The sequence below is a fragment of the Azospirillum sp. TSH64 genome (genome assembly GCF_003116035.1).
Lineage (GTDB): Bacteria > Pseudomonadota > Alphaproteobacteria > Azospirillales > Azospirillaceae > Azospirillum.
In genome coordinates this window covers 4,020,825-4,045,601 of record NZ_LGQW01000015.1, presented here as the reverse complement: position 1 = coordinate 4,045,601, position 24,777 = coordinate 4,020,825, and the positions used below count along the sequence as shown (strand labels likewise).

General features: G+C 68.4%; 21 protein-coding genes. 4 read left to right on the top strand and 17 right to left on the bottom strand.

Annotated features, from left to right (window positions below; all coding sequences use genetic code 11):
- Positions 1-2: 2 nt before the first annotated feature.
- Positions 3-572 (top strand): TetR/AcrR family transcriptional regulator, encoded by a 570-nt coding sequence (locus TSH64_RS19765; protein ID WP_109447548.1) that lies wholly within the window; start codon positions 3-5, stop codon positions 570-572.
- A gap of 4 nt (positions 573-576) precedes the next feature.
- Here TSH64_RS19765 and TSH64_RS19760 read toward each other — a convergent pair whose 3' ends face one another.
- From TSH64_RS19760 to TSH64_RS19695, 14 genes are all read right to left on the bottom strand, one after another.
- Entirely contained in the window at positions 577-3,540 is a 2,964-nt protein-coding gene (locus TSH64_RS19760; protein WP_109447546.1) for a Tar ligand binding domain-containing protein, read from the bottom strand.
- A gap of 275 nt (positions 3,541-3,815) precedes the next feature.
- Positions 3,816-4,310 carry an Lrp/AsnC ligand binding domain-containing protein gene (locus TSH64_RS19755; protein WP_098737064.1) on the bottom strand — a complete coding sequence of 165 codons (495 nt, stop codon included), beginning with the start codon at positions 4,308-4,310 and terminating at the stop codon, positions 3,816-3,818.
- Between the two features lie 133 nt (positions 4,311-4,443).
- Positions 4,444-6,063, bottom strand: coding sequence for a HAMP domain-containing sensor histidine kinase (locus TSH64_RS19750; RefSeq protein ID WP_109447544.1), 1,620 nt, complete (start codon positions 6,061-6,063; stop codon positions 4,444-4,446).
- Positions 6,044-6,868 (bottom strand): response regulator transcription factor, encoded by an 825-nt coding sequence (locus TSH64_RS19745; RefSeq protein ID WP_109452840.1) that lies wholly within the window; start codon positions 6,866-6,868, stop codon positions 6,044-6,046. The genes TSH64_RS19750 and TSH64_RS19745 overlap by 20 nt, the downstream gene beginning before the upstream one ends.
- 28 nt (positions 6,869-6,896) lie before the next feature.
- Complete coding sequence (locus TSH64_RS19740) at positions 6,897-7,619, bottom strand: hypothetical protein (RefSeq protein ID WP_109447542.1); 723 nt, start codon at positions 7,617-7,619, stop codon at positions 6,897-6,899.
- 648 nt (positions 7,620-8,267) lie between these two features.
- A complete protein-coding gene (locus TSH64_RS19735) occupies positions 8,268-8,675 on the bottom strand; it encodes a HEPN domain-containing protein (RefSeq protein WP_109447540.1) in 408 nt (135 codons plus the stop codon).
- Positions 8,672-8,986, bottom strand: a complete 315-nt coding sequence (locus tag TSH64_RS19730) for a nucleotidyltransferase domain-containing protein (RefSeq protein WP_109447538.1) — start codon at positions 8,984-8,986, stop codon at positions 8,672-8,674. The genes TSH64_RS19735 and TSH64_RS19730 overlap by 4 nt, the downstream gene beginning before the upstream one ends.
- A gap of 113 nt (positions 8,987-9,099) precedes the next feature.
- The gene (locus TSH64_RS19725) at positions 9,100-9,999 is read right to left on the bottom strand and encodes a hydroxymethylglutaryl-CoA lyase (protein ID WP_109447536.1); all 900 of its coding nucleotides are present in this window, start codon (positions 9,997-9,999) and stop codon (positions 9,100-9,102) included.
- 2 nt (positions 10,000-10,001) lie between these two features.
- On the bottom strand, positions 10,002-12,005 hold the full coding sequence (locus tag TSH64_RS19720; protein WP_109447535.1) for an acetyl/propionyl/methylcrotonyl-CoA carboxylase subunit alpha: 2,004 nt from the start codon (positions 12,003-12,005) through the stop codon (positions 10,002-10,004).
- Positions 12,006-12,010: 5 nt separating this feature from the next.
- The gene (locus TSH64_RS19715; RefSeq protein ID WP_109447534.1) at positions 12,011-12,793 is read right to left on the bottom strand and encodes an enoyl-CoA hydratase/isomerase family protein; all 783 of its coding nucleotides are present in this window, start codon (positions 12,791-12,793) and stop codon (positions 12,011-12,013) included.
- A gap of 11 nt (positions 12,794-12,804) precedes the next feature.
- Positions 12,805-14,412, bottom strand: a complete 1,608-nt coding sequence (locus tag TSH64_RS19710) for a carboxyl transferase domain-containing protein (RefSeq protein WP_109447533.1) — start codon at positions 14,410-14,412, stop codon at positions 12,805-12,807.
- Positions 14,413-14,466: 54 nt separating this feature from the next.
- Complete coding sequence (locus TSH64_RS19705) at positions 14,467-15,600, bottom strand: acyl-CoA dehydrogenase (RefSeq protein ID WP_109447532.1); 1,134 nt, start codon at positions 15,598-15,600, stop codon at positions 14,467-14,469.
- A gap of 69 nt (positions 15,601-15,669) precedes the next feature.
- Positions 15,670-16,851, bottom strand: coding sequence for an acetyl-CoA C-acyltransferase (locus tag TSH64_RS19700; protein ID WP_109447531.1), 1,182 nt, complete (start codon positions 16,849-16,851; stop codon positions 15,670-15,672).
- 49 nt (positions 16,852-16,900) lie between these two features.
- Positions 16,901-18,073 (bottom strand): isovaleryl-CoA dehydrogenase, encoded by a 1,173-nt coding sequence (locus tag TSH64_RS19695; RefSeq protein WP_109447530.1) that lies wholly within the window; start codon positions 18,071-18,073, stop codon positions 16,901-16,903.
- Between the two features lie 300 nt (positions 18,074-18,373).
- Here TSH64_RS19695 and TSH64_RS19690 point away from each other — a divergent pair, with 300 nt between their 5' ends.
- The gene (locus TSH64_RS19690; RefSeq protein ID WP_109447529.1) at positions 18,374-19,369 is read left to right on the top strand and encodes a bile acid:sodium symporter family protein; all 996 of its coding nucleotides are present in this window, start codon (positions 18,374-18,376) and stop codon (positions 19,367-19,369) included.
- A 30-nt stretch (positions 19,370-19,399) separates the two neighbouring features.
- On the opposite strand, the gene TSH64_RS19685 is transcribed toward TSH64_RS19690, so the two are convergent.
- On the bottom strand, positions 19,400-20,842 hold the full coding sequence (locus tag TSH64_RS19685) for a hypothetical protein (protein WP_109447527.1): 1,443 nt from the start codon (positions 20,840-20,842) through the stop codon (positions 19,400-19,402).
- Positions 20,839-21,945, bottom strand: a complete 1,107-nt coding sequence (locus TSH64_RS19680; RefSeq protein ID WP_109447525.1) for a hypothetical protein — start codon at positions 21,943-21,945, stop codon at positions 20,839-20,841. Before TSH64_RS19680 ends, TSH64_RS19685 begins: the two co-directional genes overlap by 4 nt.
- Positions 21,946-22,346: 401 nt before the next feature.
- Here TSH64_RS19680 and TSH64_RS19675 point away from each other — a divergent pair, with 401 nt between their 5' ends.
- Positions 22,347-22,751, top strand: a complete 405-nt coding sequence (locus TSH64_RS19675) for a 6,7-dimethyl-8-ribityllumazine synthase (RefSeq protein ID WP_109447523.1) — start codon at positions 22,347-22,349, stop codon at positions 22,749-22,751.
- A 6-nt stretch (positions 22,752-22,757) separates the two neighbouring features.
- Here TSH64_RS19675 and TSH64_RS19670 read toward each other — a convergent pair whose 3' ends face one another.
- Complete coding sequence (locus TSH64_RS19670; protein ID WP_109447521.1) at positions 22,758-23,975, bottom strand: benzoate/H(+) symporter BenE family transporter; 1,218 nt, start codon at positions 23,973-23,975, stop codon at positions 22,758-22,760.
- A 96-nt stretch (positions 23,976-24,071) separates the two neighbouring features.
- Here TSH64_RS19670 and TSH64_RS19665 point away from each other — a divergent pair, with 96 nt between their 5' ends.
- Positions 24,072-24,770 (top strand): GntR family transcriptional regulator, encoded by a 699-nt coding sequence (locus tag TSH64_RS19665; RefSeq protein WP_109447519.1) that lies wholly within the window; start codon positions 24,072-24,074, stop codon positions 24,768-24,770.
- Positions 24,771-24,777 lie beyond the last annotated feature (7 nt).

Here is a 24,777-nt window from a genome sequence, read left to right as displayed (position 1 = left end):
GTATGGAATCCAAGACGAAGAACCGCGAATCCTGGCTGGCGGCCGCCTTCGCGGCGCTGGCCGAAGGCGGCGTCGACAAGGTTCGGGTGGAGGTGCTGGCGAAGGCCCTGAAGGTCACCAAGGGCAGCTTCTACTGGCATTTCCGCGACCGCACCGAGCTGATGAGCGCCCTGCTGGACAGCTGGAAGCTGGGCCGCATCGCCGCGATCAAGGAACAGACCCGGCTGGACGGGCGCGAACCGGCGCAGCAGCTGCGCGACCTGCTGGCGCTCTATGGCGGCAACAAGCCGCGCGGCATGGCGATCGAGCTGGCGGTGCGCGACTGGGCCCGGCGCGCGCCGGAGGCGGAAGGCGTCATCGCCGAGGTCGACCGCGAACGCCTGCACAGCGTCGCCGGCCTGTTCGTGGCGCTCGGCCTGCCCGCCGACCAGGCCTTCGCCCGCGCCTACCTGTTCTACGCCTTCGCCTTCGGCCAGGGCCTGCTCGCCCCCGGCGCCGCGGCCGACCGGGCCGAGGTGGTGCGGGCGATCTGCGCCGACGTGCTGGTGCCGGCGGCGCAGCCGCAATCCTGAGCGGTCACGGCATGTAGGCCAGCCGCAGATTGCCCCAATGGCGGCCGCGCACCATGATCGGCGCATCGACCTCCTTCAGGCGGACCATCTGGCCGCCGCCCATGTCGCGGCGATAGGCCTGCAACAGGAACGACCGGGTGTTGCGCGCCGCGGCAAGGCCGGAGCGGTCGGCGAAGACACGGCGGTTGCGGCAGTGGGCGGCATTCCAGACCGCGTCGCCCGGCCGCTGCGGATCGGAATAGCGGCTGTTGTGGGTTGGCAGGTAGCCGACGACGTTGACCGCCGCACAGAACTGGATGCGCGGGTTGGAGGCAAGGATCGGCTCCTGGATCGCCGGGAACAGGCGGTCGGTCAGGTCGGTGAAGGGGGCGAGGCACTGCTCCGGCTCCGTGCCGGGAATGGTGGACAGCTCGGTCGAGAACAGGGCCTCCTCGCCGATGCCGCCGTTGGCAAGCGCCCCCTCCAATGCTTTGCCCAGGGCCGCCGCGGCGTCCTGTGCGGTAGCGATGATGGCGGAATCGGCCTCGACCATCGCGTTGTAGAGGCTTTCCAGACGGCTGTTCTGGGCGTCCGACAGGTCGTCCAAGGCCAGATGCAGGCCGAGATCGCTGGTTCCGGCGACGATGGCCGGCAGATCGCCGACATCGCGCAGGGTCACGGTCACTTGTGTCTGCTCGGGCAGCTCCGGCAGCCCCTTGCTGTCGATCAGCAGCCCGTCCAGCGACAGATCCAGCATGGTGACGGTGCGGCGGTCGCCCGCCACGGTCATGGCGATCGGCTCCTCGCACGGGATGCGGTTGGAGATGCGACGGTCGCCCGCCACAGACTGGCGCAGCGCGATGACCAGCCGGCGCTTGAGGTCGGCCACCGCGCCCTGGGTGTCGGTCATGCGGCGGTTGACGTCGGTGGCGATGCCGGTGATCTCGTCGGTCTGGTCGCGGATCCGCAGCACGCTGCCCGACACCTGGGAAGCGCCGCCGGCGGAGTTGGTGGCGCTGCGCCCGATCTCGGCATTGGCGGCGGACTGCTCCTCCACCGCGGCGGCGGTGGCGGTGGCCGCCTCGTCGATCTCCTCGATCACCGAGATGACGGTCTGGATGGCCGAGACGCTGCCGCCGACCGCATGCTTCAGCTGCTCGATCTGGCGGGCGATGTCCTCCGTCGCACGCGAGGTCTGGTTGGCAAGCTGCTTGACCTCGCTGGCGACGACGGCGAAGCCCTTGCCGGCCTCCCCCGCACGCGCGGCTTCGATGGTGGCGTTCAGCGCCAGCAGGTTGGTCTGGCCGGCGATCTCGTTGATGAGGGTGGCGACCTTGGCGATCTCCTCCGTCGCGATCTCCATCCGGCCGATGGCGGAGGCGGAGCCACGGGCGCTGTCCACCGCACGCCGCGCCACCTCGCTGGAGCGCGCGGCCTGCCGGGCGATCTCCTGCCCGGAGGAATTCAGTTCCTCCGTCGCGGCGGCGACCGACTGGGCGTTGGAGCTGGCCTGCTCCGACGCGGCCGACACCACCACGGTGTTCTCACGCACGACGCCGAGCGCCTTCATCAGGTGCTCGATGCCGTCGCCGGCGCGCCGGCTCGCCAGTTCCACGCCCATCCAGGTGGAATCCAGGTCGCCTTCGATGGATTTGCAGGTTTCCAGCAGGGCCTGGCGGGTCGCCGCCTTCTGGCGCAGCTCGGTCTCGTGCTTCTCGTGGATGCCGTAGGCCAGCTTCGCCTTCATCGCGTTCAGCTCCGATGCCACGCGCCGGAATTCCGGCACGCCGATGGCTTCAGCCGGGCTGACGAAATCTCCACGGGAAATGCGGGCGAACGTCCTTTCAAAAGATTTCAGCGGCCTCCGGAAGGTCAGAAGCAGCCCCCAGGAGATCAGCCCGGACGCGACCGCCAGAGCGGAAACGATTGCCGCCGTCTCCATGAACCGATCAGAGAAGTCACTCTGCGCCTCCGAAACCTCTTGCCCGGCGCTTTTCATCTGGAAGTTCAGCAGGTCACGGTTCGCTTCGAAGGCCGCTGCGAACAGCGGCGTGACGACCGTCCGGACATCCCGTTCGACCGCAAGCGAATCGCCGTCCTTGATATGCTCCATCGTCGGCCGCAGTCCGTCCTTCACGTATTTCGTGCGCAGTTCGAAGAAACGGTCGGCCAACACCCGTTCTTCGGGCAGTTTCGGCAAGGCGCTGTATTCGGCCCAGACCGCCGTGATGGCCGCGATGTTGCCTTCGATCCGGGACAGCAGATCCTTGATCACCGCCGGTTGGGCGCCATCCCGCACCTCAATGATCAGGCTGGTTATGATCTGCCGGTTGTCCGCCATACGGGTCAGGATATCGTTGCTAATCCTGGCGGCAGCCAGACGTTGGCTGTACACGCGCGTCAGGGCGTCGTTCGATGCCGACATGCCCTCCAGCCCCAAGCCACCCACGAAAATCATCGCCGCGATCAGCAGCACGAAAGCACCGAGCAGCCGCCCGGTCATGCTCGTCCATGCAGCGTCCAGCCAGCGACGAGGCCCCTTCCGGTACAGCCCGCCACCGCGGAGGTCCACAGCCGCCCGGTTGTCGCGCATCTCCGCATAGAGCCTGTCGGCCGCTGCGATCTCGTCCCGTGACGGCTTGGAGCGGATGGAGATGAAGCCGGTGAGGGCGCCATCCTCCAACACCGGCGTGACGTTGGCGCGCACCCAATAGAAATCGCCGCCTTTGGTGCGGTTCTTCACCAGCCCTTCCCAGGGCCGCCCCATCTTCGCCGTCGCCCACAGATCGGCGAAGGCCTCCTTCGGCATGTGGGGGTGGCGGACGATGTTGTGCGGGGCGCCGATCAGCTCATGCTCGTCGAAGCCGCTGATCTCGACGAAAGCCCGGTTCACAAAGGTGATGCGCCCGCCGGTGTCGGTGCGCGACACCAGAGGAACCCCGTCGGTCAAATGAACTTCTCGGTCGGTGATCGGTGTGTTGACGCGCATGACGCGGTTCCGCTCCAGCCATAGCCTCGAACAAGTCGGTCGGGCATGGTGGCGAACCGATAGCAGCAGCATGAAAGCATCGGTCGGCCTCCAGGACCGGAGCTTGCGCTGCAAGCGGCATGCCGCATCATTTTGTCGGTAAGCGAACAAACTCGGCGTTCGGGCGCAACGGCGACGCGAAATCGGCAGGCATTGTTCGTCGCAAAATGCCTCCGGAAAAGCGGACCGGTCCCAAAGTATTATGCAATTTGGAAAAAGCTATATGGTCTGACCGTTCAGCCGCGCAACGGCCCGTTGGACAGCCCGTCAAGCGGGATGGCGGTGACGCTCTTCACCTCTTCCATCACCGCGTAGGTGTGGGTTTCGCGCACGCCGCGGGCGGTGGACAGCAGCTCGCCCAGGAACAGGCGGTATTCGTTCATGTCGCGCACGCGGGCCTTGACCAGATAATCGAAGCCGCCCGCCACCATGTGGCATTCCATGATCTGCGGCATGCGCAGGACGGTGGCCTTGAAGTCGTCGAAATTGTCCGGCGTGGTACGGTCCAGCACCACTTCGACGAAGACCAGCATCCCCGCCTCCAGCCGATGCGGGTCGAGCAGCGCGACATAGCGCTGGATGATGCCCTCGGATTGCAGGCGCTTCACCCGCTCCAGGCAGGCGGCCGGGCTGAGGTTGATGCGGCGGGCCAGCTCGACATTGCTGAGGCGTCCGTCATCCTGCAACTCGCGCAGGATCTTGATATCGGTGGAATCGAGGCTGCGGTCCATCGGCGGCTCGGAATGCTGTTCGGCTGGCGGCCCCGATCCTAGCGGAAAAATCGGCGCCAAGCCATGCCGGACCATAGCCACAGCGGCTGGACCCATTCGGCTTCCGAAGCCTGTTTGCCGGCAGCGTGGCCGTTCACGCCGCCAGCGGCAGGGTCACCGTCATACGCAGGCCGCCGGTCGGACGGTTTTCGGCCCGCACACGGCCGCCGAAGGCTTCGATGTTGCGCCGGACGATCCACAGGCCGATGCCGAAATGCGCCGCCCCGGCCTGATGCGCCGCCGCCTCGTCCTCCGGCATGCCGCGGCCGGGTTCGCGGTGGGAGAAGTAGCGCTCGAAGATGCGCTCCAGATTGGCGGGATCGACCCCCGGCCCCTCGTCGTCCACCACAAGCTCGGTGCAGGACCCGACGCGGGTCAGGCGGACGCTGACCGTCCCGTCGGCGGGCGAGAAGCTGACGGCGTTCTCCACCAGATTCTCGACGATGGTTTCCAGCGTCTCCTCGCTGGCCCGCACCACCAGCCCGGCATCGATGCGCGAGCGCATGTGCAGGCGGCGTTCGGCCAGCAGCCCGGTGTAGCCGCCGGCCATCCGTTCCACCAGCGATGACAGGTCGACGCGGCGCCGTGCCGGGGCCAGCAGGTCGGCCGCCGCCTCGTCCATGCGGCGGGCGAAGGAGACGAGGCCGTCGAGCTTGTCCAGCGACTTCTCGATCATCGTCAGGGCGCGCTGGCTGCGGGCGTTCTCCGCCGGCAGGGCGCGGCGCAGCGGTTCCACCGACTGGCGGATCACGGCGATCGGCGTCTTGAAGGCGTGGGCGTTGTCCTCCGCCGCGCGGCGCAGCGACTGGGCGCTGTCGCGCAGGGTGGAGACCAGCCGGTCGAAATCCTCGGCCACGCCGGCCAGTTCCGGCACGGTGTTGCGGGCGGCGAAGGACGCGTTGCCGCTACCTTGGTCGGGCACGTCCTCGCCGCCGACGATGCGGCGGGCCAGGTCGCCGAAGCGGTTCAGGTTGCGCCAGATGCCGGCCAGCACGGCCAGCACCAGGGCGGCCATCGCCAGATAGATCGCCGCGGCAGCCTGCACCGCCGGCGTGCTCCAATAGGGGCGGCCGATGGAGGAGGAGATGTAGGCTTCGGTCGCGTGGCTGGTCACCAGCGCCCAGCAGCCGAAGCTGGTCTTGATTGGGGTGATCGAGGACAGCACCTCCTCCCCGCCTTCGGCATGGGGGACGCGCATCGCCAGCGTCGCGTTGCCGGCGCAGCTCGATCCCAGCCGGTCCAGCACGCCCTGTTCGAGCAGCAGGCGCCGTTCGGCGTCGATGTCGGCGGTCGACAGGCTGGGCGCCGCGGCGACGTAGAAGAAGGGTTCCGGCCCGGCCTTGGCGCCGGACGCGGTGGTGGCGTTGCCGGTGGCCGCCACCCGCGGGCGTACCAGCAGCTTCAGCCGCGTGCGGTCGTCGCCGTAGCGGGCAAGGGCGATGCTCAGGCTGGGAAGGGCCGTGCGGTCGACGCCCAGCAGTTCTGGTTCCAGCGCGCGGGCGATCAGTTCGCCCTGGCGCTGGGCGCTTTTCAGCAGAAGCTGCTGCGACGCCTCGTCGGCCCGCTGGAACTGGTCGTAGAGCAGGACCGGCACGGCGACGAAGACGAGGGTGAGCAGCAGCAGGCGGCTCGCCATCGAGCGCCAGAGCCACAGCAGGCGGGCGGACGCCCGTCGGGGCGCCCGCATCGCAAGGTCAATCGGCAGCAGCGCCATCGATCAGCATATCCTCGCCCATACCGTCTTCGTCACGGCCCTGGTTGGCCGCGTTCTCGCCCTTGCCCCAGCGGTAGCCGAAGCCCGGATAGTTCTCGATGCAGGCGAAGCTGGCGTCGACCGAGCGGAACTTCTGGCGGATGCGCTTGATGAAGGCACGAACGTTGGCGCGGTAGCCCGACGGGCCGTAGCCGGCGACGAAGCCCTTGCCGTGGACGAGGTCGTAGATCTCGCGATAGGAGACGTCCTCTTCCGGGCGGGTCGACATCAGCTTGACGATGTTGAACTCGGTCAGCGTCAGGTCGATGCGCTTGCCCTTCCAGAGGGCGCGGCTGTTGTCCAGGCGCAGCTCCAACTCGCCCAGGCGGTGGCTGGTGGCGTTGCCGCCGGCCTCCGCATCCTCCGAGCCCTTGGCGCCGTCGCCCTTGATGCCGTCCAGGATCAGGCGCATGCGCTTCAGCAGGATCGACAGGCTGCGCGACTTCTCCACGAAGTCCAGCGCACCGCCGGCCAGCGCGGCCTCTTCATAAATCTGGTCGGACAGCACGGTCAGGAAGATGACCGGGGTGGCGATGCCGCGGGCGCGCATCTGGCGCAGCACGTCGATGCCGTCCAGCTTGGGCATGCGCCAGTCCAGCAGGACGATGTCGACCGACCCGCCCTCGGCGAAGAAATCGAGCGCCGGTTCGCCGCGGTCGAAGGTGATGACCTCGTAGCCCTCGTCGCCGAGGTTGAGGCTGAGCGACTCACGGAACAGGTCGTCGTCGTCCACCAGAGCGATGCGGGCAATGGTCGGATCGGTCATCGCGGACATTCCCTTGTTCGACTCCGGCTTACTGAAACCCGGGGCGGACAGGGCGCCCTGCGTCAGCTTGAGCGAGGAGTTGGGCGAAGCATCGGTGGTCGGCGTCAGGGACATTTTGGCTGCTCTTCATGTCGTAGGAGAGGGCGCGGAAGTCCTGGGACGAGGTCATATCCATGAAGAAGAAGACCTTGAGGGTACAATCGCCCTTGGCATACCGCCAGATCTTGGCGGGAGGCGCCTCTTCCCGTGCAACGGGGGACCCCAGGAGTTTGAGAGTCTGGACTTCGTCCAGCCCGACAAGGCTGTCGGGGTCGGCGTTGGTGGTTGCGGGCGGGGTGGACATGCCCCCCATGGCCGGCACCGCGGCGGCGTTCGCCGTGGCGGTCGCCGCTTGGGGAGCGGTATCGGGTGCGATGGCCGCCAGATGGGTGGAGGCCTGGGTGGAAGACTGGGCGGTCGCCAGATCGCCGGTGGTGACCGGCGGGCCGGGCTGCGGCATCGGCAGGGCCGGCGCCAGCGCGGCGGCGTCGGGAACCTTGCGGGCCGGCTTCTGCCTGGGCACCGGCGGGGTTGCCGCACGGGCGTTCGGGTTGGCCGAGGTCACATCCGCCCCACCCCATCCCGGCCCGGCCGTGTTGGCCGGACAACCGGCCAGCAGCAGGACCGCGACCAGCAGGCCCGCATGTCGGCCCCGGCCGGCGGCGTAGGCGCCGAACTGCGCCACATCGCGGAGGACTGCCGGCACGGTCATGGGGGCGGGCCTTTCAAATCCAGGAGGAACGGACATAACGGCATTAACACGGGACGAACCATTTCCATCTAGCCTGGAAGTCAACTTCGCGTGCTGGTTGGAGTTGGCCGCGTCTGATGTCCCTAAACTCAATCCAGTCTGGTTAATGGCGCGTTAAAGCCACAGCCTGTACCCCCATTTTGCGAAAGCGCATCAATATTTTTTGAAGTTTCGTTTGATTTTCGAGTGAATCCACGGAGGATCTCGAGGCTCTTTGCTCAAAAGTGGTATGAAAACCGGTCAAATCCATTGCTCGCCAACCGCTTCGTTGAAGATGGGCGGGGCGACAGGACGTGACAGAAATGAGGCGGGAGGATGGCCGGAACGGGTCGGGATCGTGGAGATTGCCCAAAAAACAATCGGCACAAAAACAATCGGCGGCGGAGCCACCCGGGTATGGCTCCGCCGCCGTTCAGCCGGACGGGCAACAGGTCATGGAGCGGCGCGCGCGAAGCGGCCGTGGGTCGTTGCCACTCGAACTCCAGCCGTGGTTCCGGCCGGCCGTCAGGCCGGTCGGCGTCGTGGGAACGCTGCTTTTTCGGCACCATCCTTCACGAAAATCATGATGCGCCGGGCAGGCCGCAGGGTCAAGTTTGTAGTACGTACAATTTAGGATGCCGCATATCCGGACGATGGGGAGAGGCGCTGTTCCACCCATCCCACGAACTGCTTTGCTCCGGCCAGAGCCAAAACGGCCCGATCCACCGGCACCTCCGCATCGGGCCCGGCCTCGTAATCGGCAACGGCCTTTAGGTTGTAGGCTTGCGACAGGAAGCGGCGCAGGTCGGCGGGAATCGCGGGATCGCCCCTGGTCAGCCGGCTGAACTCTGCCTGTACGCCCTGATGGGTCTTGGCGATCCGCCCGGTACTTTCGAAAATCAGTGCCTGGGCGGCATGGAAAGCCGCGAGATAGGCATTGCGTCCCGCATCGTTGCCCAGTTCGACGCTCAGGTTCACCCGCGCGTACTCCAGACAGCGTCGTGCCTTTTCGAGATAGCCCGCTGCCTCAGGCGTCACAGATCTCGTCCTTCACGGCGGATCTCATGCATCAGGGGGGAGCGCTCGGCATAGGCATCGACACGATAGGGCATGGCATGGATCACCGCACCGGTCTCGTCCAGCAAGTCCGCGGCAACCCCGGCGATGCGGTCGGATTCCTCCCAGCGGTCGGTCAGGTCGGACAGAAACACCGCGACGTCATAGTCGGAGTCAGGCCGGGCGTCGCCCCGCGCCCGCGACCCGAACAGCACGACACGGGCCAGCCTTGGTCCATAAAGCCGGGTCAGATCGGCCCGAAAGCGGGCGAGTATGGGATCCGTCGCTGCCATGCTTGAGAGGATAGCACCGAACGATGACCATTCCAGGCGGATTGCGGCCCCCCCAAATACGAAAGGGCCGCGCCCCCTGCCGGAGACGCGGCCCTTCGTTGCCGAAGGTTCCCTCACGCACAACCACGAGCGCGGGCCACCTTCGATGCGGTGGGGCGGCCGATGGCGTCGCTGATGAACGCACCGGCCGCGATCAGCTTGTCCAGGTCCACCCCGGTCTCGATGCCGAGGCCGTCCAGCATGTAGAGCACATCCTCGCTCGCCACGTTGCCGCTGGCGCCCTTGGCATAGGGGCAGCCGCCCAGCCCCGCGACGGAGCTGTCGACCACCGCCACGCCCATCTGGAGCGCCGCCAGGATGTTGGCCAACGCCTGCCCGTAGGTGTCGTGGAAATGGACGGCGATCTTGTCGACCGGCACCCGCTCCGCCACCGCGGCGATCATCGCTTGAGCCTTGGTCGGCGTGCCGGTGCCGATGGTGTCGCCGAGCGAGATCTCGTAGCAGCCCATGGCGAACAGGCGCTCCGCCACCTCGGCCACCGCCTTGGGCGCGATCTCCCCTTCATAGGGGCAACCGAGCACGCAGGACACGTAGCCGCGCACCGGCACGCCCGCCGCCCTGGCCTGCTCCATCACGGGGGCGAAGCGGTCCAGGCTCTCGGCGATGGAGCAGTTGATGTTCTTCCGGCTGAAGCTTTCCGAGGCGGCGCCGAACACCGCCACCTCGTCGGCCTTGGCCGCCAAGGCACCCTCCAGCCCCTTCAGGTTGGGGGTGAGGGCGGCATAGCGCACGCCGGGCTTCCGCGCGATGCCGGCCAGCACCTCGGCGCTGTCGCCCATCTGCGGCACCCATTTGGGCGAGACGAAGCTGGCCGCCTCCACCACGGCGAGGCCGGCGCCGGACAGGCGGTTCACGAGTTCCACCTTCACCGCGGTCGGCACCATGGACTTTTCGTTCTGGAGGCCGTCGCGCGGGCCGACCTCCACCATGCGGACGAATTTCGGCAGCTGCATGGTCAGGCCTCCGCGATGTCGAGAACCAGCAGGTCGACGCCTTCCGACACCTGATCGCCCGCCGCGAAATTCACCGCGCTGACGGTGCCGGCGGCCGGGGCCTTGATGGTGTGCTCCATCTTCATCGCTTCCAGCAGCATCAGCGGCGTGCCGGCCTCGACGGCTTGGCCGGCTTCGACCAGCACGCGGACGACGGTGCCCGGCATGGGTGCTGTCAGGCGGCCGGAGCCGCCCTCCTGCTCCGCCGCGCGGGCACTGGGGTCGTCCAGCGTCAGGCGGGACACCGCACCGTCGATCAGGACGGTGATGTCCAAGCCCTGCCGCACCACGGTGGCGCGGGTGCGCATGCCGTCCAGCGTCGCCGTCAGCAGCCCATCGGCGAGGCTGACCCCCGTCACCGGCATCGGCTTGCCGCCATCCACCGCAACCTCATACCCGTCGCTGCGGAAATGCAGCGTCACCTCGCGCACGGTGTCGCCGTCCATCAGGCGCAGGTCGTAATGGTTCTCCTCGTTCAGCCGCCAGCCATTGGCGAGCAGCCAGGGCGAATAGCGGTCCGACCGGGCGCGCAGGGCGGCCTGGGCCTCCTTCCGGCGCGTCAGCAGCACCGACAGGGACGCTGCGGCCAGCGCCTTGTCGGCCACCGGGGCCGGCGGCGGCAGCAGGTCGGCGCGGTGGCGCTCGATGAAACCGGTGTCGATCTCCACCGCCTTGAAGGCCGGATGGCCGGCGATGGCGCCGAGGAAGGCGACATTGGTGGTGACGCCGACGACCTCATACTCGGCCAGCGCCACGCGCAGGCGACGCAACGCGCTGTCGCGGTCCTCGTCCCAGACGATCAGCTTGGCGATCATCGGGTCGTAATACATCGTCACCGAATCGCCCTCGCGGACGCCGGTGTCGACGCGGACATGGTCGCTCTCGGCCGGCGGGCGCAGGCGGACCAGCTTGCCGATGGCGGGCAGGAAGTCGCGCTGCGGATCCTCGGCATAGAGCCGCGCCTCGAAGGCATGCCCCCGGCGGGTCAGCTGCTCCTGGCGCAGCGGCAGCTCCGCCCCGGCAGCCACGCGCAGCTGCCACTCGACCAGATCGAGCCCGGTGATCTTCTCCGTCACCGGATGCTCCACCTGCAGGCGGGTGTTCATCTCGATGAAGTAGAAGCCGCCATCCTCATAGAGGAACTCGACGGTGCCGGCGCCGACATAGTTCACCGCCTTGGCGGCGGCGACCGCGGCCTCGCCCATGCGGCGGCGGAGGTCGTCGGGGAGGTTGGGGGCCGGCGCCTCCTCGATCACCTTCTGGTGGCGGCGCTGGACCGAGCAGTCGCGCTCGAACAGATAGACGCCGTTGCCGTGGGTGTCGCAGAAGACCTGGATTTCGACATGGCGCGGCCGGCCGAGATATTTCTCCAGCAGCAGGCTGTCGTCTCCGAAGGCGGCCTTGGCCTCGCGCTGGGCGCCGGCCACCGCGTCGGACAGCTCGTTGGCGGCGCGCACCACGCGCATGCCCTTGCCGCCGCCGCCGGCCGACGCCTTGACCAGCACCGGATAGCCGATGCGGTCCGCCTCCGCCGACAGGGTGGCGAAGTCCTGGTCGGTGCCGTGATAGCCCGGCACCAGCGGCACGTCGGCGTTCGCCATCAGCCGCTTGGATTCCGCCTTGGAGCCCATGACGCGGATCGCCTCGATCGGCGGGCCGATGAAGACGACACCGGCCTCGGCGCAAGCCGCGGCGAAGCCGGCATTCTCCGACAGGAAGCCGTAGCCGGGATGGATGGCCTGGGCACCGGTGCGCTTCGCCACGTCGAGGATGGCGTCGCCGCGCAGATAGCTTTCGCCGACCGGGGCCGGGCCGATGCAGACGGCCTCGTCGGCCATCTGGACATGCATCGCCTTGGCGTCGGCTTCCGAATGGACGGCGACGGTCTTGATGCCCAGGCGGCGGGCGGTGCGGATGACCCGGCAGGCGATTTCGCCGCGGTTGGCGATCAGGATCTTGTCGAACATGTGGATCAGCTCCGCCAGGACGGGGTGCGTTTGTCGAGGAAGGCGCCGACGCCCTCCTTGCCTTCGGCGCTGGCGCGCTGGCGGGCGATGCGCTCCGCCGTGTCGCGCACCACGTCGTCGGTCAGCGGCCGGCGGGCGACGGCGCGGATCAGCTCCTTGGCGGCGGTGACCGCCGTGGGGGCGCTGTCCATCAGGTTCTTGACCGTCCTCGCCACCGCCTCCTCCAGCCCGTCGGCGCTGGTCAACTCATGCAGCAGGCCGATGCGGTGGGCCTCCGCCGCGCCGAAGCGCTCGCCGGTCAGGAAATAGCGGCGGCAGGCGCGCTCGCCGATGGCGGCGATGACATAGGGGCTGATGGCGGCGGGGATGATGCCCAGCCGCACCTCCGACAGGGCGAAGGTCGCGGTCTCGACGCCGATGGCGATGTCGCAGGCCGAAACCAGCCCGACGCCGCCGCCGAAGGCCGGTCCCTGCACCACGGCGACCGTGGGCTTCGGGCATTCGTCCAACGTGCGCAGCATGGTGGCGAGGCCCATGGCGTCGGCCAGATTCTCCTCGCGGGAGTAGCCGGCCATCTTTTTCATCCAGGAAAGGTCCGCCCCGGCCGAGAAGCTCTTGCCCACCCCGCGCAGCAGCACGACGCGCACCGCCGGATCCTCGCCCACCTTCTGGAAGGCGGATGTGAGATCGGCGATGACCTGTTCGTTGAAGGCGTTGTGCACGTCGCCGCGGTTCATGGTGACGGTGGCGACGCCGGTGTCGGCAACCTCGATCAGAATGTCGCTCATGCTCGCCTCCCTCACATCCGGAAGACGCCGAAGGGCGTCTTCGGCACCGGGGCGTTCAGCGAGGCCGACAGGCCGAGGCCCAGCACCATGCGGGTGTCGGCCGGGTCGATGATGCCGTCGTCCCACAGCCGGGCGCTGGCGTAATAGGCGTGGCTCTCGCGCTCGAACTGGGCGCGGATCGGCGCCTTCAGCGCCTCGTCGTCCTCGGTCGACCACGGCTTGCCCTGGGCTTCCATGGCGTCGCGCTTGACCTGGGCCAGCACGCCGGCCGCCTGCTCACCGCCCATGACGGAGATGCGGGCGTTCGGCCACATCCACATGAAGCGCGGGCTGTAGGCGCGGCCGCACATGCCGTAATTGCCGGCGCCATAGCTGCCGCCGATGATGACGGTGAATTTCGGCACCTTGGCGCAGGCGACCGCGGTGACCAGCTTGGCGCCGTCCTTGGCGATGCCGCCGGCCTCGTATTTGCGGCCGACCATGAAGCCGGTGATGTTCTGCAGGAACACCAGCGGGATGCGGCGCTGGCAGCACAGCTCAACGAAATGGGCGCCCTTCAGGGCGGATTCGCTGAACAGGATGCCGTTGTTGGCGATGATGCCGACCGGATAGCCGAAGATGTGGGCGAAGCCGGTCACCAGCGTCGTGCCGTAGAGCGGCTTGAACTCGTTGAAGCGCGAGCCGTCGACCACGCGCGCGATCACCTCGCGCACGTCGAAGGGCTTGCGGGCGTCGCTGGGGATGACGCCGTAGAGTTCGCGCGGGTCGAAGGCGGGGTCCTCCGGCTCGCGCAGGTCGAGGTCGATGTGCTTGGCGCGGTTGAGGTTCGACACCACGCGGCGCGCCATCGCCAGGGCGTGGGCGTCGTTCATCGCGTAATGGTCGGTGACGCCCGAGGTGCGCGAATGCACGTCGGCGCCGCCCAGATCCTCGGCCGACACCACCTCGCCGGTCGCGGCCTTCACCAGCGGCGGGCCGCCCAGGAAGATGGTGCCCTGGTTGCGGACGATGATCGCCTCGTCCGACATCGCCGGAACATAGGCGCCGCCGGCGGTGCAGCTTCCCATCACCACGGCGATCTGCGGGATGCCCTCGGCCGACATGTTGGCCTGGTTGTAGAAGATGCGGCCGAAATGGTCGCGGTCGGGGAAGACCTCGTCCTGGTTCGGCAGGTTGGCGCCGCCCGAATCCACCAAGTAAATGCAGGGCAGGTTGTTCTGTTGCGCGATCTCCTGCGCGCGCAGGTGCTTCTTGACCGTCAGCGGGTAGTAGGTGCCGCCCTTCACCGTCGCGTCGTTGGCGACGATCATGCATTCCTGCCCGGCGACGCTGCCGATGCCGGCGATGATGCCGGCGGACGGGATGTCCTCGGCATAGACGCCATCGGCGGCCAGCTGCGACAGCTCGAGGAAGGGCGAGCCTACGTCGAGAAGCTGGCGGATGCGCTCGCGCGGCAGCAGTTTGCCGCGGGCGAGGTGCTTGTCGCGGGCCTTGGCTCCGCCGCCCTGCTGGATGGCGGCGACCTTCCGGCGCAGATCGTCGACCAGGGCCTGCATGGCGTCGGCGTTGGCCTGGAACTCGGCGGAGCGCGCGTTCAGGGCGCTCTTCAGGACGGTCATGCCGTCTTCCTCCCGGTTTGGCGGTCTTGATTGCTGGGCTGGTTACTGGGCTGGTTATTGGACAAGGGCACGGCTGATGACCAGCCGCTGGATGTCGCTGGTGCCCTCGTAGATCTGGCAGACCCGGACGTCGCGATAGATGCGCTCCACCGGGAAATCGTTGAGGTAGCCGTAGCCGCCATGGATCTGGATGGCGTCGGAGCAGACCTTCTCCGCGATCTCGGAGGCGAACAGCTTGGCCATCGCCGCCTCCTTCATGCAGGGCACCCCGGCATCGCGCAGGCTCGCGGCATGCAGCACCATCTGGCGCGCCGCCTCCACGCGGGTCGCCATGTCGGCGAGGCGGAAGGCGATGGCCTGATGCTGGATGATCGGCACGCCCATGCTCTGCCGCTCCTGCGCATAGCGGACGGCGTGGTCGAGCGCCGCGCGCGCCATGCCGACCGACTGCGAGGCGATGCCGATGCGCCCGCCCTCAAGGTTCGCCAGCGCCACCTTGTAGCCGGCGCCTTCGGCCCCGAGCATCAGATCGGCCGGAACCCGGCAGTCCTCGAAGACGATCTGGCAGGTGTCGGAGCAGTGCTGTCCCAGCTTCTCCTCCGTCCGCGCCACCTGATAGCCCGGCGTGTCGGTCGGCACGATGAAGGCGCTGAGGCCCTTCTTGCCCGCCGCCGGATCGGTCACCGCGAAGACGATGGCGACATCGGCCTGCGAGCCGGAGGTGATGAACTGCTTGGTGCCGTTCAATACCCAGTGGTCGCCGTCGCGCCGGGCGCGGGTCTTGATCGCCGAGGCGTCGGATCCGGCCTGCGGTTCGGTCAGGCAGAAGGCGCCCAGCATCTCGCCACGCGCCATCGGCTTGAGGAAACGGTCCTTCTGGGCGTCCGTCCCGAACTTCAGGATCGGCATGCAGCCGACCGAGTTGTGCACGCTCATGATGGTGGAGACGGCGCCGTCGCCGGCGGCGATCTCCTCGATGGCGAGCGCGTAGGCGACATGGTCGGTGGCGGCGCCGCCGAACTCCTCCGGCACCAGCATGCCCATCAGGCCGAGTTCACCCATCTCGGCCAGTTCGGCCTTGGGGAAAGCGCCGCTGCGGTCGCGCTCGGCGGCGGTCGGGGCGAGCCGGTCCTGCGCGAAGGCGCGGGCCATGTCGCGGACCATGGTCTGTTCTTCGGTCAGGTGCATGCTGGTCCTCCCATCTTTTTATGGCCCCCTCTCCCCAGGGGGGAGAGGGGGAATAGGGGCGGGAATGCCTTACACCCGCTCCACCGCGATGGCCGTCGCCTCGCCGCCGCCGATGCAGAGTGACGCCACGCCGCGCTTCAGGTCGTACTTCTCCAGCGCGGCCAGCAGCGTCACGAGGATGCGGGCACCCGAGGCGCCGATGGGATGGCCGAGCGCGCAGGCGCCGCCATGGACGTTCACCTTGTCGTGCGGCAGATCGAGGTCGCGCATCGCCGCCATGGTCACCACCGCGAACGCCTCGTTGATCTCGAACAGATCGACGTCGCGGGCCGACCAGCCCACCTTCTCGAACAGCTTCTGCATGGCACCCACCGGGGCGGTGGTGAACAGCGCCGGCTGCTGGGCATGGTTGGAATGGCCCTTGATCTCGGCGATCACGCGCAGGCCGAGACGGTCGGCCTCGCTGCGGGTGGTGACGATCAGCGCCGCACCGCCGTCGGAGATCGACGAGGCATTGGCCGCCGTCACCGTGCCGTCCTTGGCAAAGGCCGGCTTCAGCGTCGGGATCTTCTTCGGATCGCCCTTGCCCGGCTGCTCGTCGGTGTCGACCAGCACGTCACCCTTCCGGCCCTTGACCAGCACCGGCGCGATCTCCGCCTTGAAGGAGCCGTCCTCCACCGCCTTGCGGGCGCGGTTCAGGCTTTCGATGGCGAAATCGTCCTGCGCCTGGCGGGTGAAGTTGTAGCTGCTGGCGCATTCCTCGGCGAAGGTGCCCATCAGCCGGCCCTTCTCGTAGGCATCCTCCAGCCCGTCGAAGAACATGTGGTCCAGCACCTTGCCGTGGCCCATGCGGTAGCCGGCGCGGGCGCGGTCCAGCAGGTAGGGGGCGTTCGACATGCTTTCCATGCCGCCGGCCACCACCACCTTGGCCGAGCCGGCCTTGATCACGTCATGGGCGAACATCACCGCCCGCATGCCCGAGCCGCAGACCTTGGAGATGGTGGTGCAGCCGACGCCCTTGGGCAGCCCGGCGCCCAGCGCCGCCTGGCGCGCCGGGGCTTGGCCCAGACCGGCCGACAGCACGTTGCCCATGAACACCTCGTCCACCGCGTCCGCGGCGAGGCCCGAGCGCTCCAGCGCCGCCTGGATGGCGACGGCGCCCAGCTGCGGGCCGGTCAGGCCCATGAGGTCGCCCTGGAAGCCGCCCATCGGCGTGCGGACGGCGGCGGCGATGACGATGCTGTCGGTCATGGTGGTCGGTCCCTTTCCCTCGATGCTCTCTGTGCCTTGCCGAACCGCTTTACGCGGTCTCTTTAAACAGTTCGCGTCCGATCAGCATGCGGCGGATCTCGCTGGTGCCGGCGCCGATCTCGTAGAGCTTGGCGTCGCGCAGCAGGCGGCCGGTCGGATACTCATTGATGTAGCCGTTGCCCCCCAGCGTTTGAATGGCCTCCAGCGCCATCCAGGTCGCCTTTTCGGCGGAGAACAGGATGGCGGCGGCGGCATCCTTGCGGGTCGTCTCGCCCCGGTCGCAGGCCTTGCAGACGGCGTACACATAAGCCTTGGCGGCGTTCATGATCGTGTACATGTCGGCGATCTTTCCCTGCATCAGCTGGAACTCGCCGATGGCTTGGCCGAACTGCTTGCGGTCGTGGACATAGGGGATCACCACGTCCATGCAGGCCTGCATGATGCCGAGCGGACCGCCGGACAGCACCGCGCGCTCGTAATCGAGGCCCGACATCAGCACGTTCACGCCGCGGCCGACGCCGCCCAGGATGTTCTCCTCCGGCACCTCGCAATCCTCGAACACCAGCTCGCCGGTGTTGGAGCCGCGCATGCCGAGCTTGTCCAGCTTCTGCGCCACCGAGAAGCCCTTGAAGCCCTTCTCCACCAGGAAGGCGGTGATGCCACGCGGACCGGCGTTGATGTCGGTCTTGGCATAGATCACCAGCGTGTCGGCGTCGGGGCCGTTGGTGATCCACATCTTGGTGCCGTTGAGCACATAGCGGTCGCCCTTCTTCTCGGCCCGCAGCTTCATCGACACCACGTCGGACCCGGCGTTCGGCTCCGACATCGCCAAGGCGCCGATATGCTCGCCGGAGATCAGCCCCGGCAGGTAGCGGCGCTTCTGGTCCTCGCTGCCGTTCTTGCGGATCTGGTTGACGCAGAGGTTGGAGTGGGCGCCGTAGCTGAGACCCACAGAGGCGGAGGCGCGGGACACCTCCTCCATCGCCACGACATGCTCCAGATAGCCCATGCCGGCGCCGCCATACTCCTCCTCCACCGTCACGCCGAGGATGCCGAGGTCGCCCATCTTGCGCCACAGCTCGTTGGGGAACTCGTTGCTGCGGTCGATCTCGGCGGCGCGGGGGGCGATCTCGTTGGCGGCGAAGCTCCGCACCGAATCGCGCAGCATGTCGGCCGACTCACCGAGGTCGAAATTCAGGCTGGGGTACTGGTTGGACAGCATGGACGTATCGCTCCCCTGGGAAATCATCCGTTCTTTGACCATACGTTACCGTATGGCACAGCGGGTGGCAAGGGGGTACTGAGGACAGCGAAAAGCCGTTCAGGGTCAGGCGGTTGGCTGGCCCAAGAGAGCGCGGCGGACTTTCCGCATCGTGGAAACCACAGGAGGCAGCCCGATTTTCCCCAATCGATTCAAGGCTGCCATGCATGTTGGATACTGTATTCCAGAGCGGCGAAGACGATTATAACGGAAGCCGACGCGTTATATCCGGCCAGTGATATCGATTTGGGGGACCAACGAATGATCCGCGTGCCTCGGCCCAACATGGACGGCTTTACCCTGGCCCTGGTGGCGACCGTCGGGCTGGCGACCGTGCTTCCGGTGCAGGGGCAGTTCGCCCAGGGCGTGCACTGGCTGGCGGAGGCGGCCATCGCGCTGCTGTTCTTCCTGCATGGCGCCCGCCTGCCGCGGGAAGAGGTGGTGGCGGGCATGGCGCACTGGCGCCTGCATCTGCTGATCTTCAGCCTGACCTTCGCCGCCTTCCCGCTGATCGGCTGGGCGGTGGTGGAGACGCTGCCGCACAGCCTGCTGCCGCCGGCCGTCGCCATCGGCGTGCAGTTCCTCTGCCTGCTGCCCTCCACGGTCCAGTCCTCCATCGCCTTCACCTCGATGGCGCGCGGTAACGTGGCGGCGGCGGTGTGCAGTTCCACCCTGTCCAACATCTCCGGCATCCTGATGACGCCGCTGCTGGTGGCGCTGTTCCTGAAGGTGCAGGGATCGGCGCTGTCGCTCGACACGCTGCAGACCATCGCGGCGCAGTTGCTGCTGCCCTTCGTCGCCGGCCAGCTTCTGCGGCGCTGGATCGGCGCCTGGGCGGCCCGGCACAAGACGATGCTGCGCTTCACCGACCGCGGCTCGATCCTGCTGGTCGTCTATCTCGCCTTCAGCGAGGCGGTGGTGAACGGGCTGTGGCATCAGGTGCCGCCGGCCGCACTGGGCATGGTGGTGGTGATCGACTGCGCCATCCTGGCGGTCTTCCTGGTCGGCACGACGCTGCTGAGCCGCCGCCTGGGCTTCTCCCGCGCCGACGAGGCGGTGATCGTCTTCTGCGGATCGAAGAAGTCGCTGGTCAGCGGCGTGCCGATGGCCGGCGTGCTGTTCGCTCCCGCCACCGCTGGGCTGGTGCTGCTGCCGGTGATGCTGTTCCACCAGATACAGCTGATGGTCTGCGCCGTCCTGGCCCGCCGCTACGCCGAGGAGGGCGAGGCACGGGACGCCCTGCCGGCCACCTCGTGAGGGCGACCTCGTGAGGAGACGGGGCATGCCCTACTCCTCCGCGAACTCTCCCGTCGCGGCCATGATGGCGGTGCGGAGCCGGTCGGCCTTGGCGGGACCGGCGACCAGCTCCAGCAGGCGCAGGGCGTAGAACAGGTTCATCTCCGCCGTCTCGGCATCGTCCGGGTCGCCGGCCGCCTTGGGATAGTCCGCCAGCAGGGCCTGTGCCCGCGCCGTCAGCCCCTTCTCCATCGACGCCATCGCGTCCTTCAGCGGCTCGTGCAGGCCGAGCGCACCGGCCAGCCCCTCGCAGCGGCGCAGCGCGCGGGCGTGGTCCTCGGCGGCGGCCTGGGCGTCCTCGTCCACCGGGGCGGGACGGCCATTCGCGGCGGGGGCCGGGACGGCGGTCAGGATGCCGGCGGGCGCGGTGTCCAGAACGGCGCCGGCCACCATGCTCCGCACGGTCGCCTTCACCGCATCCAGCCGCTCGCGATAGACCGGGTCGGCCAGGACATCCATGACGGCGGAGGTGGTGTCGATGCTGGCGACCAGCCGCTCGGCAATGGCGACGGCCTCCTCCGGGGCGATGGCGACGGCAGCCGCACCCGGCCCGGTGCCGGCGCCTTTGCCGCCGTCTTTGCTTTCGAGGCGGGCCGAGCGCTCCTCCAGATTGGTGACGACCAGACCGCTCAGCTGGGCGAAGATCGCCGGCTGCTCGCGCCGCGCCTTGCCGAAATCCAGATCGTTCAGCACCGTCAGCAGGTCGGCCGGGTTCGCCATGCGCGAGGCGGCGACCAGCAGCAGGTAATAGACCAGCCCGGCCGATTGCCGCGCCACCGCCTGGGCCGCCTGCTCGATGGCGTCAACATGCGGGTCGTCCAGAACGGCCAGCGGCTTCGGCGCCAGCGTGTCCTTCAGCGATTCGATCGTCAGCCCGATCTCGAGGAAGGCGGCGACGTCCAGCAGCTGCCGCCGCATCTCCTCGTCGCCCTGCAGAACGCGCCACAGCGCCTGACGGCCGGTATCCGGCTCCCCGGCAGCGCCGACAGCGCCCCTTACGGCCTGGGCGGCCATCGGCCAAAGCCGGCGCCCGATGTTGCGCAGGGCATTGAGATTGCCGGGTGCCGTCTCCTGCACCTGCCGGTCGAGCTGGTCGATCAGGGCGCGGTCGCCGCACTCCGTCACCAGCCGCCACACCGGGTCGATCACCCGCCGTTCGATGCGGCCCACCGGCACGTCGAGGCCGTTGAAGCTTTCCAGCACATCCTCGAACGGCATGCACAGCACGCGTTTCAGCGTCGGCCGGCGGCTCGGGCGCACCTGGACCAGCCGCGGGCGGATGGCGGCGAAGGTCTGGCGCACGTCGGGGTGGTCGCGCACCCGCTCCAGCAGGCGGACCACCTCGATGAACTTGTCCTCGGGAATGTCGAACAGCCGGCTTTCCAGCCCCGGCAGGCGGTCGCCCCCGCCCTGTCCGTCCGCCGGTCCGGTCATGGGGCGCGGGCTTTCACCGCCTCGATCCGGCGGATGGCATCGATGTCCATCTGGCCGGTGCGCCAATCCTCCAGCATGCGGACGGAGCGGCGGTGGGCCATCTTGACCTGCTTGGAATCCTCGACGAAATCGCGGCTGGATTCCCGGCGGGGCAGCAGCGGCAGGATGCGGAACAAATCGTTGACGGTGGCGGCCTGCTGGTGGTGGTCCTCGGCCTGCGCCACCTCCCACGCCCCGGTGATGTGGCTCCAGCCGTCGAGCAGCCAGGCCATGCGGGCGGCCTGGGTGCGGACGCGGATGAAGGCGTCGTCCCAGTCGCGCATCAGCGGCCCGATGGCCTCGATCCGGCGGTGGAAATCGCCCAGCACCTTCTCGCCGATGTCGATGGTGTGCTGCGCCACCTCCGCGCAGAACTCCGCGACCGGGGCGGCATCGCTCGGCACGTCCCGCGCCCAGTCCATCATACCGTCGCGGAAGCCCTTCAGGTCGTTCAGCCCGCGCGTCAGCCGGCCCGGCCGGGGCGAGTGCGCCAGCCCCACCGGCGCGGTAACGGCCGCGATGTCGGCCAGCCGGGCATAGAGCAGTGTCGCGTCCATGCGCAGGCTTTCCGCCGCGCGGGTCATCAGCTGCCGGGTCAGGCGCTGGCCCTCGTCGGTGTCGATGCCGGCCTTCAGCATCTCCGGCGATTCCAGCCCGACCGCCTTCAGGATCGACAGGATCAGCAGATAATGGGTGAGGGTGCCCTGCTCCTCATCCTCGTCGAGCGCGCGGCGGGCGGCCTGCGCCGCCTTCGGCCCGGCGAGCCCGCGCCGCGCCGCCTTCAGCGTCGCCCGGCGGATCTCGTACGGGGAGCAGGACTCCTCCCGCACGATCAGGTCGTGCAGGTAGCGGTCGTGCATGGTCATCGACACCATCTCCGGCACCGATTTCCAGGCGACGACATAGATGCCCATGCCCTGCGACAGGCTGGGGATCAGCACTTCGAGCTTCGACCGCTCGCCGCGGCGCACGCGGGTCTGGGACAGCAGCGGCGTGGTGAAGGCCACCGCGGCCCCCCGCTCCTCGAAGGTCGACGGCGCGTATTCGATCGCACCTTTCAACATGATTGCCGTTCCGGATTCGCCTGATCGCTCTGCCGGCACCACCGCGGGGTCCATCGGCCGGATCCCGCGATTGCGCCATACCCGCAATATTACATGGTCGTAAGAAAGGAGGCGGCGACCAATTTGTTCTGAATTGTAGCGCCATGCGACGGCCTGTCGCACTTGGCAACAGCTTGCACGACGAGCGTGGGCCTATCCATAAGGTTTTTCCCCCGGTCTGCTTTCCGGACGCTTGGACATCACCGCAAAGCGGCGCGATTTATCCAGGCAACTTTATAAAGCCGGAAGGAAATCTCCATACAGGGGCCTCCTTCCGGGTGCCGCGCGACGGCCCTTGCGCTTTGCGCGGCGACGCGACAGTTTGGGCGGACGTGACACCGCGACCATAGGAGACGCAGAGGGTGAGCAACATCGGCATCGTGCTCGGACGGTTCCACCGCAAAGAGGTGGAAGAGATGCTGGACGAGGCGCGCACCGTCGCCGCCAGCCGCGGCCTCGGCATCGTGGCGGAGGTCTGGGTTCCCGGTTCGATGGAAAAGCCTCTGGCGATCAAGCGCCTGCTGATGCGCGAGGACGTCGCCGGCGCGGTCGCTCTTGGCATCATCGAGCGGGGCGAGACCGAGCATGGCAACGTCATGGGCCATGCGGTCATCGGCAGCCTGATCGACCTGCAACTCCAGTTCATGAAGCCGGTCGGCGTCGGCATCCTCGGGCCGGGGATCAACCCGTCGCAGATCCCGCCGCGCATCCGCCCCTACGCTGCCGCCGCGGTGAACGCCTGCGCCGACCTGATCGAGCAGGGCTGAGGTTGCTTATGTTTTGGCGGGGCGCCACCGGTGCAGCACATGCATCGCCCCGCCGAACAGCAGGCCCCAGAAGGCCGATCCGACCCCGAAGAAGGACAGGCCGGACGCGGTCACCAGCAGCGTGACCAAGGCGGGGATGCGCTCCTCCTCCGCCTGCACCGCCGCCAGCAGCGAGCCGCCGAAGGCACCGATCAGCGCCAGACCGGCGACCGCCTCGATCAGGATCGGCGGCGAGCGGGTGACCAGCGTGGCGGTGACCGCCGCCAGCGCCGTCAGCGCGATGTAGCCGACACCGCCGGTGACTGCGGCCTGCCAGCGCCGCTCCGGCCTCGGGTCGGCATCGGGGCCGGCGCACATCGCCGCGGTGATCGCCGCCAGATTGACCGTCGGCGCTCCCAGCGGCGCCGTCAGGGCCGAGGCGAAGCCGGTCGCCAGGAAGGCCGGCGGCACCCGCGGCGTGTAGCCGAAGGTTGCCAGCACCGCCAGGCCCGGAATGTTCTGCGACGCCATGGTGACGACGAACAGCGGCAGGGCCAAACCGACCAGCGCCTCCCAGGTGAAGGCCGGGGCGACCAGCGACAGGGTCGGCCAGGGATCGGCTGGCAGCGCGCCCGACACCGGCGGGTTCATCGCCATCGCCGCCAGCGCCACCGCGACCGCCGCCGGCACCGCATAGAGCCGGGCGAAGCGCCCGACGATTGCCCAGGTCGCCAGCACCAGCAGTCCCAGCCCCGGCGCCTGCCCGATCGCCATGAAGGGCGCCAGACACAGCTTTAGCAGCAGCCCGGCCAGCATGCCGTTGGCGAGCGGCTTCGGGATCGCCGCGATCCAGCGGCCGAGCGGCCGCCACAGCCCCGCCACCATGATCAGCCCGCCGACCGTGAGGAAGGCCCCTACCGCCGCCGGAAAGCCGCCGGCCACCGGGCCGGTCGCCGCCAGCAGCGCCATGCCCGGCGTCGTCCAGGCGACGCTGATCGGCTTGCGCTGCGTCCAGGCCAGCCAGATCGCCGACAGCCCCATGGAAAAGCCGACTGCCACCAGCCCGGAGGTGATCTGCGCCGTGTCCGCTCCGACCGCCGCCAGCCCCTGGATCACCACAGCGACCGAACTGGCATAGCCGACCAGCGCCACCAGACCGCCGGTGGCGAGCGCCGAGGGCGACAGGCCACGGCCGGGAGCTGGGGCGGTGGAGGCGGTCCGCTTGGCGGACGACGAGCCGGTCATGGCCGGTCCTTTCGCATGGATGGACAGGAGAGGAACCGACAGGTAAATTGGATCCAATATCCAGGCAAGCGGTTTTTCCCACTTTTCAGGTCCCCTATGTCCCACCCGTCAGACAGACAGGCTCCCGATCTGGCCGCGCTGATCGCCCGCAACCGGCCGCGCTTCCGCACCGCGACCGAGTTCGTCGAGGCGGCGATGCGCGAGGCAATCCTTGAGGGAGTTCTTCCGGCCGGCGCCCCGCTGCGCCAGGAGGATCTCGCCGCCGCCTTCGGCGTCAGCCGCATGCCGGTGCGCGAGGCCTTGCGCCAGCTGGAGGCCCGCGCGCTGGTCGAGTTCCATCCCCACCGGGGCGCGGTGGTGGCGGAGATCTCGGCGGAGGATTCGGCGGACATCGGCGCCATCCGGGCGGCGCTGGAGCCGGCGGCCCTGCGGCTGTCGCTGCTGCATCTGACGACGGACGACCTTGCCCTGGCGACGGAGCTGATCGCGGAGATGGATGCGGAGGCCGATCCCGGCCGCATGGGAGAGTTGAACCGGCGCTTCCACATGACGCTCTATTCCCGCGCCGGCCGGCCGCGTCTGCTGGCGCTGGTGGAGCAGCACCTCGCCGCCGCCGACCGCTATCTGCGCTTCCAGTTCTCGGCGCTGGGCTACCATCCCCGCTCCCAGGACGAGCATCACGCCCTGCTGGCGGCCTGCCGTGCCGGCGATGCGGACGCCGCCTGCGACATCGTCGTGCGCCACGTCATCCAGGCGGGCGAGCAGCTGAGCGCCTTCCTGGATGGGCGGGGGTGAGGAAGGC